The 14717-nt window shown below is 39.7% G+C and carries 19 protein-coding genes; 4 read left to right on the top strand and 15 right to left on the bottom strand.

Annotation, left to right across the window (positions count from 1 at the left end; genetic code table 11):
• Positions 1–12: 12 nt before the first annotated feature.
• The 14 genes from ABXG83_RS09470 to ABXG83_RS09405 all read right to left on the bottom strand — a co-directional run bounded on the left by ABXG83_RS09470 (position 13) and on the right by ABXG83_RS09405 (position 8847).
• Entirely contained in the window at positions 13–522 is a 510-nt protein-coding gene (locus ABXG83_RS09470; RefSeq protein ID WP_353548614.1) for a DUF6691 family protein, read from the bottom strand.
• 11 nt (positions 523–533) lie between these two features.
• Positions 534–1124, bottom strand: a complete 591-nt coding sequence (locus ABXG83_RS09465) for a YeeE/YedE thiosulfate transporter family protein (protein WP_353550761.1) — start codon at positions 1122–1124, stop codon at positions 534–536.
• Between the two features lie 42 nt (positions 1125–1166).
• Complete coding sequence (locus ABXG83_RS09460) at positions 1167–2144, bottom strand: c-type cytochrome (protein WP_353548613.1); 978 nt, start codon at positions 2142–2144, stop codon at positions 1167–1169.
• A gap of 10 nt (positions 2145–2154) precedes the next feature.
• Positions 2155–3537, bottom strand: coding sequence for an OprD family outer membrane porin (locus ABXG83_RS09455; RefSeq protein ID WP_353548612.1), 1383 nt, complete (start codon positions 3535–3537; stop codon positions 2155–2157).
• A 27-nt stretch (positions 3538–3564) separates the two neighbouring features.
• Positions 3565–3825, bottom strand: a complete 261-nt coding sequence (locus ABXG83_RS09450) for a heavy metal-associated domain-containing protein (protein ID WP_353548611.1) — start codon at positions 3823–3825, stop codon at positions 3565–3567.
• Complete coding sequence (gene trxA, locus ABXG83_RS09445) at positions 3822–4127, bottom strand: thioredoxin (RefSeq protein WP_353548610.1); 306 nt, start codon at positions 4125–4127, stop codon at positions 3822–3824. Before trxA ends, ABXG83_RS09450 begins: the two co-directional genes overlap by 4 nt.
• Complete coding sequence (locus tag ABXG83_RS09440) at positions 4096–4332, bottom strand: DUF6132 family protein (RefSeq protein WP_353548609.1); 237 nt, start codon at positions 4330–4332, stop codon at positions 4096–4098. The genes trxA and ABXG83_RS09440 overlap by 32 nt, the downstream gene beginning before the upstream one ends.
• On the bottom strand, positions 4316–4552 hold the full coding sequence (locus tag ABXG83_RS09435) for a hypothetical protein (protein ID WP_353548608.1): 237 nt from the start codon (positions 4550–4552) through the stop codon (positions 4316–4318). Before ABXG83_RS09435 ends, ABXG83_RS09440 begins: the two co-directional genes overlap by 17 nt.
• A 1-nt stretch (position 4553) precedes the next feature.
• On the bottom strand, positions 4554–4862 hold the full coding sequence (locus ABXG83_RS09430) for a rhodanese-like domain-containing protein (protein WP_353548607.1): 309 nt from the start codon (positions 4860–4862) through the stop codon (positions 4554–4556).
• 2 nt (positions 4863–4864) lie between these two features.
• Positions 4865–5149 (bottom strand): rhodanese-like domain-containing protein, encoded by a 285-nt coding sequence (locus ABXG83_RS09425; RefSeq protein ID WP_353548606.1) that lies wholly within the window; start codon positions 5147–5149, stop codon positions 4865–4867.
• A 2-nt stretch (positions 5150–5151) separates the two neighbouring features.
• Entirely contained in the window at positions 5152–6570 is a 1419-nt protein-coding gene (locus tag ABXG83_RS09420; protein ID WP_353548604.1) for an MBL fold metallo-hydrolase, read from the bottom strand.
• 245 nt (positions 6571–6815) lie between these two features.
• On the bottom strand, positions 6816–7625 hold the full coding sequence (locus ABXG83_RS09415) for a sulfite exporter TauE/SafE family protein (RefSeq protein ID WP_353548603.1): 810 nt from the start codon (positions 7623–7625) through the stop codon (positions 6816–6818).
• Between the two features lie 57 nt (positions 7626–7682).
• Positions 7683–8333: a Crp/Fnr family transcriptional regulator gene (locus ABXG83_RS09410; RefSeq protein WP_353548602.1), complete on the bottom strand. Its 651-nt coding sequence runs from the start codon at positions 8331–8333 to the stop codon at positions 7683–7685.
• Between the two features lie 67 nt (positions 8334–8400).
• Positions 8401–8847: a hypothetical protein gene (locus ABXG83_RS09405; RefSeq protein ID WP_353548601.1), complete on the bottom strand. Its 447-nt coding sequence runs from the start codon at positions 8845–8847 to the stop codon at positions 8401–8403.
• 77 nt (positions 8848–8924) lie between these two features.
• On the opposite strand from ABXG83_RS09405, the gene ABXG83_RS09400 reads away from it, so the two are divergent.
• From ABXG83_RS09400 to ABXG83_RS09385, 4 genes are all read left to right on the top strand, one after another.
• Complete coding sequence (locus ABXG83_RS09400; RefSeq protein WP_353548600.1) at positions 8925–10433, top strand: family 10 glycosylhydrolase; 1509 nt, start codon at positions 8925–8927, stop codon at positions 10431–10433.
• 46 nt (positions 10434–10479) lie between these two features.
• Positions 10480–12486, top strand: a complete 2007-nt coding sequence (pulA, locus tag ABXG83_RS09395; RefSeq protein ID WP_353548599.1) for a type I pullulanase — start codon at positions 10480–10482, stop codon at positions 12484–12486.
• A 28-nt stretch (positions 12487–12514) separates the two neighbouring features.
• Positions 12515–12736, top strand: a complete 222-nt coding sequence (locus ABXG83_RS09390) for a hypothetical protein (RefSeq protein ID WP_353548598.1) — start codon at positions 12515–12517, stop codon at positions 12734–12736.
• 103 nt (positions 12737–12839) lie between these two features.
• A complete protein-coding gene (locus ABXG83_RS09385) occupies positions 12840–13874 on the top strand; it encodes a hypothetical protein (protein WP_353548597.1) in 1035 nt (344 codons plus the stop codon).
• A gap of 4 nt (positions 13875–13878) precedes the next feature.
• Here the strand turns inward: ABXG83_RS09385 and ABXG83_RS09380 are convergent, their stop codons facing one another.
• On the bottom strand, positions 13879–14613 hold the full coding sequence (locus ABXG83_RS09380; protein WP_353548596.1) for a LuxR C-terminal-related transcriptional regulator: 735 nt from the start codon (positions 14611–14613) through the stop codon (positions 13879–13881).
• Positions 14614–14717 lie beyond the last annotated feature (104 nt).

The following is a 14717-nucleotide window of genomic DNA, read 5'->3' as shown; positions in this document are numbered from 1 at the left end:
AGCTATAGCTGTTTAGTGTGGCAATCGGTCTCTGAAATACCCATATACCCAAGTGCCCGCGATAGCACTTAGTAATACTATGATCATGACCGTAATGCCCATACCGATTTGTGCAAAAATGGGACCCGGACAAGCACCGGTTAAAGCCCATCCCAAACCAAAGATCAATCCGCCAATGATTTGTCCTTTATTGAATTTTTTGGGTGTAAAGTGGATCTCTTCTCCATGAATCGTTTTCACCTTGAACTTTTTGATCAGTGCAACAGAGATGGCACCTACAACTACAGCGGTACCGATTACCCCATACATGTGAAAACTTTGAAAGCGAAACATTTCCTGCATTCTGAACCATGAAATGATCTCTGCTTTTACAAATACAATTCCGAATAAAATACCCACTGTTAAGTATTTAAAGTTATACCACCAGGGGTGTTGTTGTGTGGATTCATTCACACAAACAGTATCAAGTGAGCGTACTTCAAAATCTGTTAATGTCTCTTGTATATTTTTTTCAGAAGCCATGTGGTATCAAATTATAATTTCATAATGAATGGGAGAATCAGATTGGCCATGAGAAATCCGCCGGCCATGAAACAACAGGTAGCTACCAATGATGGCCATTGAAGATTGCTCAATCCCATGATTGCATGTCCACTGGTACATCCGCCTGCATAGCGAGAACCGAAACCTACTAAGAAACCACCGCCTACCATCATAATCAGGCCTCTAGCTGTAAACAATGACTCCCAAGACACCAATTGTTTTGGTACCATGCTGCTGAAATCATTGATGCCGTAGGTATTCAATTCACTAACGAGATCCGGATTCACAACAACCGGGTTGGGATCTGGCAATCCGAATATGGCGATCATTGCTCCGATCAATATGCCACCAACGAAAAATAAATTCCAGCTTTCCTTTTTCCAATCATAATTAAAGAAATTGATATTGGAAGGAAAACAGGCGGCACAGGCATGACGAAGATTCGCTGAAATGCCAAAATGTTTGTTTCCTAAAATCAATAATGCGGGAACGATCAGTCCGATCAAAACACCGGCCACATACCAGGGCCATGGCTGTTGTAAAAATTCTTTCATTGTTCTAAATGATTGAGTAGCAAAAATGAATGGTTCTTATACATTGAAACGTGATTGATGTCACGTCATTTAGTTTTTATCTCTTGCAAAAAGAATCGGTAAAAATGGACCGTATTTATGTTGTTGCTCACTAAAGCTGTCTGCATACGGACCAAAAGGATGATCTATGGGTTTTTTGTTGAGATGCGGCCAGTCATGGTTCTCTTTCATGACAGGTCTGGGTTGACTATTCACGTATGCTGCAATATCCCAGGCTTCTTCATCTGTAAGTTTATGCTGATCTGTTACCTCATTAAAAGGCATATTTTCTTGAATGTATCCGGCGAAATTGCTGAGTCTGTACAAACCTGCACCGGTATTATAACTGTTCTTGCCCCAGAGTGGTGGATAGCTGTATCCTGTATTCTCCGGATTCAATTGACCTTCACCATTGGATCCATGACAACGTTCGCAATGAATGGCGTAAACTTTTTTACCTTTTTCAGGATCAGCAGCTCGTTCTAAGTAATTCGGCCTCTTGATACCACTTCCTTTTGGATGTGTTCCTTTAGGTACATCTTTTCCAACCCATTGAATGTATGCATGTATGGCCTGATACTCTCGGCTATTACTATCCGGTGTAGTACCATTTAAACTTCTTTCAAAACAATCGCTGACTCTTTTATAAATGCTTTCCACTTTACCACTGCGCTCTCTGAATAATGGATAATTAGCATACACAGCACTGAAATTATTGCCATTGGGCTTAGTACCTGCATCCAAGTGACAGTTCTGACAATTCATGCCATTACTGATCTGCATCACGCTTCCTTTAGGCCCCAGGTATGCGGAGGTATTTGCGATCAACTCTTTACCATAAGAGATCAAATCTCTTTCCTGTTTATCTTTTATAGGATTAAGATACATGCTAGGGGCATGCCAGGTACTATCATTCGATACAGTAGGTTGTTGTCTCTGATCCGTCTTTATTGCTTTTGTCAATATGATCAATAGCACTACGAAGGATAGTAAGTATGCAGGCCAATCTGATTGAATCTTTCTCCACATAGCACACAAATTAAAAATGGTAGTTTAAAATTAAGTTGAATAATGATGTGTTCACTTTATGAATAACATATTTGTTATTGTCATAACTATTTCCTTCTTGTCCTTTATATACATATAACAATTCAGCACTCATGCCATGTAATGCGCCTGTAAAAGAATATTGGATGTCTATATTGATCTGAGAATATGAGGGCATTCCATATTTGTTGAGCCTCGTATCCGTTACATCCGGCAAAGCATAGTAACCTAAGCCGATCATTGTCTGAAAATGTTGACGGGGGAATATTTGCTTGAATTTGAACATAGTGGCATGTACATCCCCAAATCCCTCATTCCTTTCCCTTGGAAGAAAGGTATAAAATGGATCTCTTCCCCATTCTCTCGGCATTAGATAACGTCCTCGTTCCGTAATTCGGTTGTAGTTGAAAGAGAGGTCCGTGTTTTTATTTTTCCAACCTGTTGTTGCACCGAAACTAAGTGCTGTATTTCCTTTTTGAATATAAGTTTTACTTTGATCTGCGTTTCCTCCATCATTGATAGCATGTTGCAGGATTCCTTGTATACCAGTATAGAAAGAAGAAGAGCCCCATTTTTTATCCATTTGCAGCAAAAGCGTATTGAAAACATTTTCTGTCCACTGTTCCCATAGCTGCACTTTCAGTCCATTGTTAAAATCATGTGTAATACCACCAAGAAGAACAGCTCTGCTATTGATATGGTCTTTATAGTTGGCTGCTTGTCCGTTCTCACGAATGCCTTGCGGATACACTCCAATAGATGCACCGATATTGAACCATCTCACAGTACTTCTTGGACTTATTCCCCATAAAATCCCTCCTTCCCATTTTGTTTTTTTATGGGTAGCATTGAGCCAGATACCTTCTACGCCGGTAGGTCTCATTCTGCCATCTTGCTGATTGATAAAAGGCGTATTTATGATTTGCTTGCCTGCGCTGACCGTTGTTTTTTTGAAATGATATTTCAGATACAATTCTTCTAATCGGTCTATATCATTTTTATTGGATGCATTTTCAATATCAAATAAACCTATCTCATACCTGTTCATTTGTTTGGTGGCTGCATCTGGTTGGTTGAGATTGGAAGAACCGATATTGAATATAAAAAAACCGCCTACACCGGCCTGAAACCCATGGAACTTAGCGGTTTCATATTTTAATCCACCGCCAACTGCATTTGCGTAATAATCTGTAAGCCCTTTTTTATTATCTGTTATCATCAAAAAATAACGAAAACGAACTTCTGTTTTCCCATTGATGAAAGCGGCTCTCAGACTATTGCTATCTATTACGTTAGCTTCTTTTTCCGGCATAGCTGATGCGGATGAGCTTAGCAAACAGAATAGGAGTATAGCTGCAGTATTTTTTACTAGCATTGATAATGAATTGAACGATATAAATGATTATCGACCGGCTGAACAGGAAATGAACGAAGTAGCTTTACGGAAAAGCGAATTATGCCCCGATAAAGGATATCCGAGTTTAGCAAGGGTTGTAATGATCACATCTCTGTTGATTCCTATTCCCATCACACATACTTTCTTATCGGTTAAAGAAATAGTGACCCCTTGTATACCGGGTATTTTGATGATTGCCGATTCAATAGTGTTGGCACAACCATTACAACGCATGTTTTCAACAAAAAATATCTCTGTACTTGTCATGATGTATGTGATTGTAGGATCTGTTGTAATTGCGATACATTTTTTACACCAGGCTCTCTCCATAAAAGATTGCCCTGCTTGAATAACATCAGTGTTGGAATACTGCTAACCTGAAAATGGGCAGCTACATCATTGTGCTCATCTACATTTACTTTGAAGATCTTTATCTGATCGCCCATTCTGTCTTTTAACTCTTTCAAAACTGGGGGCATCATTCTGCAAGGGCCACACCAATCTGCATAGAAATCAACCAAAACAGGCGTCTCACTATCAATGATCTTTTGAAATGAATGATTCAGCATGATTTTTTTCTTTTGAATTCTTTTTGAATAAGCTAAATACCACTGCTCCAATAACAGCGAAATAGATCGTGCTATTCATCGGTTTTGAAGTAATAGCACAGGTGCCGCTTAGGCAGCCAACATATTTCCAATACAAATAGCCGCCTATCGCTCCGGTGAATGCTCCTATGATGATCAGCTTATTGTGTTTAAACCACTTCTTCATATACGGGATCCTTTTCTGAAGATTTTTTAACTGGATGAAAAGATTTACTACAACCGCCAGCCCCACAACATCCTACATTAAAGACAGCACTTGCGAGTAATACTACACCCAACACAGCAGTAGTAGAATCTCTCATGTACCACGACTGTACTACAATAGCCATCGCTAAGATCAGTCGAATGATACGCATCATATGCCAATTACTTGTAAGTACTTTCATTTTATTTTATTTTCTGTTCTAGACTATTCCAGGCACCACCATTGTAAACCTCTATGCCATCACTTTTCAGAATGCTTTTGGCAATACTGCTTCTGTTACCACTTCTGCAAACGACAATAATGGGTTTATGCTTTTGATGAAGCTCTCCAAGCTTTTTTGGAAGTTCATCCAGTGGAATATTTAAGGAACCTTTGATGTGTCCACTATCAAACTCGGCTTTTGTTCTTACATCAAGGATTAAAGCTCCTTTCGCTATTACTTCTTTGAAGTTCACTGGAGGCGCAAATAGTTTTTTAAATATTGATAGCATGGTTATTTGTTTTGATAAAACAACATGTCGTTCAGTCCTCCGCCATTGTACACATCCTTTAATCCTTGTTGATGCAAGAAATTCATACCGATACCGCTTCTGTTACCACTTCTGCAATAGAGAAGAATGGATTTGTCGTCCGCCTTCAGCTCTGCGAGATGTTTCGGTAATTCATCCAGGGGAATATTAATAGCACCCGGATAATGTGAAACATTGTATTCACTTGAGGTCCTTACGTCAATAATGATTGTGTTTGAATCGTTGATCAGTTCTTGTATTGTTTTCATATTTATAATAAAGTTGTTGGGCATACATAATCACTCACAGGAAACTTTCCTGACTCTTTGATGGCTTTGAACCCCCCTTTTATATCGGTCAGATTATTAAATCCTCTTGCACGAAGAATCGAATTGAAGATCATCGAGCGGTAACCTCCTGCACAGTGTACATAATAGGTCTTGTTTTTATCGATCTGACTCATACTGTCATTGATAAAATCAAGTGGCGCATTTTCGGCATTGATCACGTGCTCGCTAAGGTGTTCACTGTTTTTACGAACGTCAAGTATGTGTACTTGTTCATTTGCTGCAATGACTGCAAGTTCTTCGGCTGAGATCGAACGAATCTGATCTACTTCTTTGCCGGATGCTTTCCATGCTTCAAAGCCGCCTTTCAGATAACCGATGGTATAATCGTAACCGACTCTTGCCAAACGTGTGATCACTTCCTGCTCCCTGCCTTCATCGGTCACCAATAAAATCTCTTGTTTGATATCCGGTATCATTGCACCTACCCATGGAGCGAAGTTTCCATCGATACCGATATTGATCGAATTCGGGATAAAACCACCAGCGAATGTTTGAGGATCACGTGTGTCAAGGATCAATGCACTTGTTTCATTGGCAGCTGCTTCAAAAGCCTCAGGACTCAATGCATGCTGACCTCTTTCTAAAACAGTATCAATACTATCATATCCATGGATATTCATCATGACATTCAGTGGGAAATAAGCGGGTGGAGCAACCAAACCAGTAATAACTTCTTTAATGAATTCATCTTTGGTCATATCAGCTCTAAGTGCATAGTTGGTTTGCTTTTGATGACCCAGTGTATCAGTGGTTTCCTTACTCATATTTTTTCCGCAAGCACTACCTGCACCATGAGCCGGATACACGATGATATCATCAGCGAGTGGCATGATCTTGTTACGTAAAGAATCAAACAGATATCCTGCTAACATTTCTTGTGTGAGGTCTGCTTTTACTTTTTGTGCCAGGTCCGGGCGACCTACATCTCCGATAAATAAAGTATCACCGCTGAATAAGCCTACTGCTTTACCTGTTTCGTCTTTCAATAAGTAGCAAGTACTTTCCATGGTATGCCCTGGCGTGTGTAATACCTGAATGGTAGCATTACCTACTGTTAATACTTCACCGTCTTTAGCAGCATAAAAATCAAAATCGGGTTTTGCATTGGGTCCATAAACAATCTTTGCGCCTGTTTTCTTTGCTAAGTCGATATGCCCTGATACAAAGTCGGCATGAAAATGTGTTTCTAATACATACTTGATCTTAGCACCATTGCGTTCTGCTTTTTGAATGTAGGGAGCTACCTCTCTCAAAGGGTCGATCACTACAGCTTCGCCATTGCTTTCAATGTAATAAGCACCTTGTGCTAAACATCCCGTGTAAATTTGTTCTACTATCATGGTATTATTTTTTTTGATTTGGTAAGGCAAATTTCAAATCGGTTATGCTCTTTTATCGTGACCGTTATCACGTTGTAACCGCTTTAACATTTCTGTTGAAAACCTTATCGGTATTATGTAAAACTGCAAATGAATGATCGAGAAAAACGTGACATTCGTCACATCAGGAACTGTTCTTTGTCATAAAAGGCGAAAGGCCTGCATTGCTGCAGACCTTTCTTTATTGGGGGGTATAAGAAACGATTTTAATGACCGGCGCCGGGTAGTAACAATTCTTTTGCGATAATATAAATGCCCATTACGAGTACGAACCAGCCAAAGCCTTTTTTGAGTTTATTGCCATCAATTTTTTTACTGAGTTGATTGCCAATGAAGATGCCTACAATCGCTAATGTTGTAACCAATCCCAGCAAAGTCCAGTCCATCTTATAATTACTGATGTCTCCTGTAAATCCGATCAATGATTTGGCAGCGATGATAAGTAGAGAAGTGCCCACGGCTTGCTTCATAGGCAGTTTACTCAAGAGTACCAATGCGGGAATAATAAGAAAGCCACCTCCTGCACCTACCAAACCTGTTAGAACACCTACCACAGCTCCTTCTAAAAGGATAACAGGGTAGTTGAATTTTTGTTCCTCGTTTTCATTTTTAGTGGATTTTCCCTTTTCACGAATCATCGAAACAGAAGCAAAAACCATCAATACTGCAAAGAGCAGCATCATGAGGATGGGTTTTGTGACGATAAAATCTCCTATTTGAAATACCTCGCTGGGAATATGTGGTACTATGAATTTTCTGGTAGCAAAGACAGCAGCAATAGAAGGGATACCAAAAATCACAGCTGTTTTAATATTTACAAGTCCTTGTTTGTATTTAGGCAAAGCACCTACTAAACTGGAAGTACCTACAATAAATAATGAATAGGCTGTTGCCAAAACAGGCTCTACACCAAACAGATATACCAATACCGGAACAGTAAGGATTGAACCACCTCCGCCTATCAATCCTAAAGAGATACCAATAACGAGGGATGCGATATAACCTGCAATTTCCATTTATACGAATTTGACCGCAAAACTCAGACCTTGTATCTGAATCTTTCGTGATTTATATCACGATAGTAGTTTTTGCAGGTTAATGATTTCGATGTGTGATTTATGTTGTTTGATCATTCCTTTTTCAGCTAGCTTTTTCATCAGTCTTGAGATCACTTCTCTTGAGGAATTCAACTCCTGTGCTATTTCAGTAAAACTGACGGATACAATATTTGATTTTAGTGTGTTCTGATGCTGTTGTAAATAAAACACCAAACGTTCATCCATATTGCGGAATGCGATATGATCGATCGTTTGTAACATATCCTCAAAACGATCTCTATAGCTGCTTACAACAAAATGATACCAGGTTTTATAACCGGCCATCCATTGATCCATAAAACTCAGCGGGATGGTAATGACCTCTGTCTTCGCAGAGGTTTTTGCCATGATCTGACTGGTCTCTTGTTTGATGGCACAAACCATTGAGAGGGCGCAGGCTTGTCCGGGTTGCAAGTAGTACATGAAAAACTCATTCCCATCTTCATCCTCTCTGAATATTTTAATGAGTCCGGATATAACGAGCATGGTTGAGCGAATATTCTGCCCCGTTTTCATGAGTATTTCTCCGGCGTCAAATTCCCGCACATCTCCTGCTTCAGCGATCTGCTCTTGTAAATCTTTTTCAAAAAAAGGAAAGTGCTCACGTATGATGTCGATAGGTACCATCGTCACAATTTAGACAATCTGCAAATTTATTCCGATAAAATAACCCGTGCGTGATATTTGTCACGCCTTATTTTTTACCCTCGATCAATAAGCGATAGAATTTTTCCAGCTCTTGCTGCTCAATCAGTGAAAATGGCTTTCGCTGCTTGAGAAGGGTCTCAAAATAAACCACTCGCTTGTGAGCCGGGTATTTTTCCAGGATCGCTTCACATTGACCGATCCATTTATCGTAAGGGTCTGTTTCAGTATTTTTTGTGAGATCTATTGGCGTTTTATCCCTTGTTGGCATTTTTAAAATGATGGCTTCTACGGCTGCTAGCCATCCCACAGGCATATCGGGTACTTTACGGGCTTTGGCAATCAGTCCTTCCAACTGTTTCTTACTCAGGCTACCCCTTTCTTCATACTGATGCATCAGGCTCATAACAAATAATGCGTCTTTATTATATTGATAGCAGGCTTCCAAGACCTTATCAATCACATCGACTTTCTTTTTATTCCCCTGTAATGGCATTTTAAAAAATATAGATGTGGGAAGGTAGAAAAACTAAGCTATTCGAGTAGTTTTATCTTCCTTAAAACAGAAAATACATGTCCAGGAAAATTGTTTTGTTTGGTGTGCTCATGCTGACTGCATTCGTATTTCAGCATTGTAAAGTCTCGCAAAAAAATCAATCAGTAAAAAACCCTGTAAATACAACATTCCAGGCAGACAGAGAATTCAGGGCTGCATGGATCGCAACAGTAGCGAATATCAACTGGCCATCAAAGCCGGGTTTAAGTGTTGCTGAACAGCAACGTGAAGCCATCGAGCAATTGGATTTTCTAAAGGCACACCATTTCAATGCTGTGGTATTTCAGGTACGACCGCAGGCTGATGCCTTGTATAACAGTGAGTTGGAGCCTTGGTCTTATTATCTAACCGGACAACAAGGGAAAGCCCCGGATCCATTGTATGATCCGCTGACATTCTGGACAGAAGCTGCACATGACCGTGGAATGGAAATGCATGTATGGCTGAATCCCTATCGTGCGCATCATAAGGATGGTAAAGAGATCAGTGAGCAATCCATTGTTAAGAAGAGACCCGACCTTGTGATGAAATTGAAAGAAGGATATTGGTGGATGGATCCGGCACGTAAAGCCACACAAGATCTTACTTCTGCTGTTGTAAAAGATTTGGTGAAGCGCTACGATATTGATGGCATTCATTTCGACGATTATTTCTATCCATACCCTTCTTATAACGGAACGGATGATTTTCCGGATGATGAAAGTTGGTCGGCCTACAAAGCATCCGGTGGACAACTATCCCGCGGCGATTGGCGAAGGGATGCAGTGAATACTTTGATCGAGAGATTGTATAAAGAGATCAAAGCAGAAAAGAAATATGTGAAGTTTGGATTGAGTCCATTTGGTATCTGGCGTCCGGGTTATCCTGCTTCAATAGAAGGCTTCGATCAGTACGATCAGTTGTATGCTGATGCAAAGCTTTGGTTGAATAAAGGGTGGATCGATTATTTCTCTCCGCAGTTATACTGGCCTATCAACCGAATGCCACAGAGCTATCCCGTATTGCTGGGTTGGTGGCAAGGTGAGAATACCATGCAGCGACATTTATGGCCGGGGATCAGTGTTGGCAGAGATACCAGTGCTAAAAATGTAAATGAGATCATGAGTCAGATCATGATTTCTAGAGGGATGCTTCCACAAAGTATGGGCGTGGTTCACTGGAATATTTTTTCAGTGTCTAAAAATCCACCTATGGCCAAAGCACTGATCGATGGGCCTTATAAAAAACAGGCATTGATACCTGCAAGTCCATGGCTGGGATCAGAGCCACCTGCTACACCAATGGTATCACTGGAAACACTGACAGATAAGATCAAAGTCAGTTGGACACATACCAATGAAGCATCGGTTTTCAGATGGGTTATTTATTATGAATATGGCAATCAGAAAAGGTATCAGATACTCAACCGAAAAGACAGATCTATTTTACTCGACAGATATATTGCCAATGGAGGAAACGAAAAACTGGTTGTTTCAAATATTAAAGTAACAGCTGTTGACAGATTAGGAAATGAAAGTAAACGATAGCTCTTTTTTGCTGCTAAACATGTAAATTGATAGACAATCGAAGATCATGAAACAAATTTTGATGCTTATGGCATGGCTTGCTTTTTCTTCAGCAGTTGATGCACAATATACATTTGATAGATATCCTACCTATAAAGGGTCTGACTTGGGGTTAACTTATACGCCATCATCTTCTGTATTCAGAATTTGGAGTCCGCCTGCATCAGCAATGGAGTTGAAATTATATGAAACAGGAACGGGAGGTGTTGCAAAGCAGACCATTCAAATGCAGAAAAATGTATCAGGCACTTGGGTGGCTATTGTAAATCGTGATCTAAAGGGTATGTTTTATACCGTTCGTGCTAATATAAATGGCCGGTGGAGTAATGAAGTAACAGATCCCTATGCCAGAGCAACTGGTATCAATGGACAAAGGGCACAGGTACTTGATTTAAAAGAAACAAATCCTGTTGGTTGGGAACAAGACAAGAGCCCGAATTTTTCGGAGAAAAATTTACCTACCGATGCTATCATTTATGAATTGCATATTCGGGATGCTACTATCGATGAAGAATCGGGAGCAAAACATAAAGGGAAATTTCTTGGGCTTGCGGAAACGGGAACCAGAAATAAAGCCGGACTTTCAACCGGATTGGATCATATCAAAGAACTGGGTGTAACGCATGTGCATTTATTACCCTTCTATGATTATAACTCAGTTGATGAAACCAAGACCGGTCAGTACAATTGGGGTTATGATCCGGTGAATTACAATGTACCCGAAGGTTCTTATAGTACAGATGCAGCTGATGGCAGAACACGCATCCGAGAATTAAAACAAATGATCCAGGCATTTCATCAGAATGGATTGCGTGTGGTGATGGATGTGGTGTATAACCATACAGCATTAACAGAAACATCCAACTTCAATCAACTGGTGCCGGGCTATTACTATCGCCAAAAACCTGATGGTAGTTTTTCTGATGCTACGGCTTGTGGTAATGAAACGGCAAGTGAAAGAGCCATGATGCGCAAGTTTATGTTAGAGAGTGTGGTGTATTGGGTGAAGGAATATCATATTGATGGATTTCGTTTTGACCTGATGGGTGTTCATGATATTGAAACCATGAATTTGATTTCAGATACACTGCATAAGATCAAGCCGGATATCTTATTGTATGGTGAAGGATGGACAGCCGGTGCATCTCCTTATCCCGAAGAAAAAAGAGCGTTGAAAAAAAATGCCCATCTGTTAAAAGGGATAGCAGTATTCAGTGATGATATCCGTGATGGAATCAAAGGAAGTGTATTTGATATTAAGGATCGGGGTTTTGCAACCGGTAAGGCTGCAAATACTGAATCAGTGAAATTTGGGATCGTGGCTTCCTTACCACATCGGCAAATTGATATGAGTAAGGTGAATTATTCTAAAGAAGCATATGCTAGTGGTCCATCGAATGTGATCACTTATGCAGAGTGTCATGATAATAATGTTCTGTGGGATAAAATAGCATTATCGGTACCCGAGGCCTCAGAGGAAGAAAGAAAAAAAATGCATGAGTTGGCATTAACGATCGTGTTGACTTCACAAGGGATCCCTTTTTTGCATGCGGGTTCTGAATTTTTGCGTTCTAAGTTTGGAGAAGAGAACTCCTATAATAAAGGAGATAGTGTGAATGCGATACGATGGGGATTGAAGACAAAAAATAAGAGTACCTATTTTCTTATCCAAAAACTGATCAGCTCAAAGAAATGGCATTCATCTTTTAGACTGTCTTCAGCCGACGATATTCTTAAAAGCATTCAATTCATTGAAAATAATCCAGAGGGCGTTATTAGTTATATGACCCATGAAGTGATATCGAATCCTTCTATGAAAACGGAGCAAAAAAGGAACATTTTTGTGGTCTACAACGGAACAAGAAATAGTCAAACCATACAGATGCCGAAAGGTTTATGGATGCCGTTGGATGTAATGTGTTTAGAAGGGGTGCTTTCGCCAGCAAGAATAGTAGAGGGGGCTTTCGATTTAGCAGGATTTAGCGGTGATATTTTAGTAGAGGTTAGTCGTTAACCCTATATTTGCACAAAATCAACAAGGTATGACCATTGAAAGTTTTAAAGAACTGAGCCATGAAAAAAAGCTGTTGGAGCTGAAACACAATGGCGAAATATTGGGTGCATATGAGCGCAGAAGTGAGAATGGCGATAGTAAAACCCCCGGCGACATCTTCGCACTGTATGAATTCTGGGTATTTTTGAGTGAAGATGAAAAAATGATCATCCCCACTCGTCGTAACCCGCTTCATAAAGAAGAAGAGTAATCCGGTAGCCGATCGATACAATAGCCACAGAGGTATAGGATCAAAAGATAGTATGTCTTATTCTTATACATCTGTGGCTATATTTATGCTATAAACTCAGCTTATGCAATTTCGTTTATCAGCCAAATTGGTCAAAGCCCAACTGACCTATGATCTGATTGGTAAAGATTCGCAAAGGGGTATTACACTTAGTTATGGATGGCTGGCCAATCAGTGTGGACATTGCATGTTAGGGTATATTCCCACACACCTGATCTATTTGTTATTGCATTATTGTTTGAAACTGGATGGTGCCACTTGGATATCGGCACTCATTGTTTCATTGATCTGGACCATCTTTGAATATATCAATGTTCGTAAACCGCTCAAAAAACAAAAAGAAGAAGGCGCATTATTTGAGCCGGATTGGAAAAATATCATTCATGATACAGTAACAGATCTGGGATTTTTTATTTTCGGAGCATTATTGGCTGCTATTGTTTTAGGTGGTAGCTGGATCTTATCTATCATCATATTGATATTGGTTTTGTTCTTATACCCTGCATCAAAAAAATGGTATCACACGAAAATATTTCAACAAGCTGCGGAATATCCTATTCAATTCAGATTGAGTCAGTGGAAATGGAAGATGCAGGAAGTCGATAAGGAAAAAGTATTGGTATTTCTCTCTAATCGAAAACCTGTAAAACATCTACTGATCTCTGGTGAGTATAAAACAGGAAAAACATCTTTAGCGGTAGCGATCGCCAATGAGTTGTCGATACAGCATTACGCTTGTAAGTATACTACCGCTATTAAATTATTCAGTTCATTTATTGAGTCTGATCCTGCACAGCCACAAGTGCCGGGTAATATATGGGGTTGGCGTACATCTCATTGTCTGGTGATTGATGATATCAATACCGGATTACCCGGTACATCAGAGTTGATCTCAGCTGAAGCATTTCTGAAATATGCACAATCGGGTAATTACGGTACAGAAAATATCAATGCCTTGAAACAATTAAATGTGATTTGGGTATTAGGGGATGTTGCTGGTGTAGGCGCAATGAAACTGCAAACAACCTGGACACAAATGTTGCATCAATTAGGCATAGCAACTGAACAGATCACACATATTCATCTCAGTCGATCCTGACCATTTAAGGCAGGATATGATTTTCATAAGCAAAACTCACTAAGTGTGTCAAGCTTTTTACATCAAAACGTTTGTATAACGGAATGATTCTTTTTTCAATTGCGGATTGGGATACATTAAAAAGGTTTGCGATCTCTTTGAAGGAGTATCCCTTAGCAACCATGGCCAAAGCTTCTCTTTCTTTATTCGATATCGCATATTTATAAAACAGTGTTTTATTGAGTTCTTCTTCAAATTCAACTTTATCAGGACCGAATGCAGCATAGCGCATTACTTTTCCAAAAGTCAGATTTCTATTTACCTGAAAGCGACCAATGATCGATTTCAATTTTCCGTTTTCGTGTTCAAATACTCCTACTCTTGCAACGATGGGAACTTCAGAACCATTTTTGTGTAGTTTTTTTGACTCGATCAAGAAGCTGTATTTGTCGAGATCAGTAGTGGTCTTGTGAATAAACATCAATGCTTTATCGTTCAACTCATCTACAAAAGGTGCATAATCAGGTGCTGTCATACTTACTATTTTCAGCATCGTGATTTCATCATCCCGATAACCCAGCACTTCTTCCCATCCATGGGCATAGATCATTCTGCCTTCTACAAAAGAGTAGATATAAATACCTTCTTCCGGAAACTTTGGGATGGTTTCATTGAAATACTTGAACTCTTCAGAATGAAGATCAGCGGGGATATCGGTGACAAATGAACGCGTGTACTTGCCTAAATCTCTAGGTTCCATATCTGCATTTACTTTTCTAATCCCCTCTTACCTGTACCTGCGAATTTTCGCAGTTGACTTGCATAGCAGACAACCATAATTTTGGCCATAAGTAAGAAGAGGTA

Source organism: Sediminibacterium sp. KACHI17 (assembly GCF_040362915.1).
Taxonomy (GTDB): domain Bacteria; phylum Bacteroidota; class Bacteroidia; order Chitinophagales; family Chitinophagaceae; genus Sediminibacterium.
This window is presented reverse-complemented; position numbering and strand designations above follow the sequence as displayed.

What these genes read in the sequence shown, in the direction of transcription:
- ABXG83_RS09470 (WP_353548614.1), bottom strand. Translation starts at nt 522, where the DNA reads ATGGCTTCTGAAAAAAATATACAAGAGACATTAACAGATTTTGAAGTA.
- ABXG83_RS09460 (WP_353548613.1), bottom strand. Translation starts at nt 2,144, where the DNA reads ATGTGGAGAAAGATTCAATCAGATTGGCCTGCATACTTACTATCCTTC.
- ABXG83_RS09455 (WP_353548612.1), bottom strand. Translation starts at nt 3,537, where the DNA reads ATGCTAGTAAAAAATACTGCAGCTATACTCCTATTCTGTTTGCTAAGC.
- ABXG83_RS09450 (WP_353548611.1), bottom strand. Translation starts at nt 3,825, where the DNA reads ATGACAAGTACAGAGATATTTTTTGTTGAAAACATGCGTTGTAATGGT.
- trxA (WP_353548610.1), bottom strand. Translation starts at nt 4,127, where the DNA reads ATGCTGAATCATTCATTTCAAAAGATCATTGATAGTGAGACGCCTGTT.
- ABXG83_RS09440 (WP_353548609.1), bottom strand. Translation starts at nt 4,332, where the DNA reads ATGAAGAAGTGGTTTAAACACAATAAGCTGATCATCATAGGAGCATTC.
- ABXG83_RS09435 (WP_353548608.1), bottom strand. Translation starts at nt 4,552, where the DNA reads ATGAAAGTACTTACAAGTAATTGGCATATGATGCGTATCATTCGACTG.
- ABXG83_RS09430 (WP_353548607.1), bottom strand. Translation starts at nt 4,862, where the DNA reads ATGCTATCAATATTTAAAAAACTATTTGCGCCTCCAGTGAACTTCAAA.
- ABXG83_RS09425 (WP_353548606.1), bottom strand. Translation starts at nt 5,149, where the DNA reads ATGAAAACAATACAAGAACTGATCAACGATTCAAACACAATCATTATT.
- ABXG83_RS09420 (WP_353548604.1), bottom strand. Translation starts at nt 6,570, where the DNA reads ATGATAGTAGAACAAATTTACACGGGATGTTTAGCACAAGGTGCTTAT.
- ABXG83_RS09415 (WP_353548603.1), bottom strand. Translation starts at nt 7,625, where the DNA reads ATGGAAATTGCAGGTTATATCGCATCCCTCGTTATTGGTATCTCTTTA.
- ABXG83_RS09410 (WP_353548602.1), bottom strand. Translation starts at nt 8,333, where the DNA reads ATGGTACCTATCGACATCATACGTGAGCACTTTCCTTTTTTTGAAAAA.
- ABXG83_RS09405 (WP_353548601.1), bottom strand. Translation starts at nt 8,847, where the DNA reads ATGCCATTACAGGGGAATAAAAAGAAAGTCGATGTGATTGATAAGGTC.
- ABXG83_RS09400 (WP_353548600.1), top strand. Translation starts at nt 8,925, where the DNA reads ATGTCCAGGAAAATTGTTTTGTTTGGTGTGCTCATGCTGACTGCATTC.
- pulA (WP_353548599.1), top strand. Translation starts at nt 10,480, where the DNA reads ATGAAACAAATTTTGATGCTTATGGCATGGCTTGCTTTTTCTTCAGCA.
- ABXG83_RS09390 (WP_353548598.1), top strand. Translation starts at nt 12,515, where the DNA reads ATGACCATTGAAAGTTTTAAAGAACTGAGCCATGAAAAAAAGCTGTTG.
- ABXG83_RS09385 (WP_353548597.1), top strand. Translation starts at nt 12,840, where the DNA reads ATGCAATTTCGTTTATCAGCCAAATTGGTCAAAGCCCAACTGACCTAT.
- ABXG83_RS09380 (WP_353548596.1), bottom strand. Translation starts at nt 14,613, where the DNA reads ATGGAACCTAGAGATTTAGGCAAGTACACGCGTTCATTTGTCACCGAT.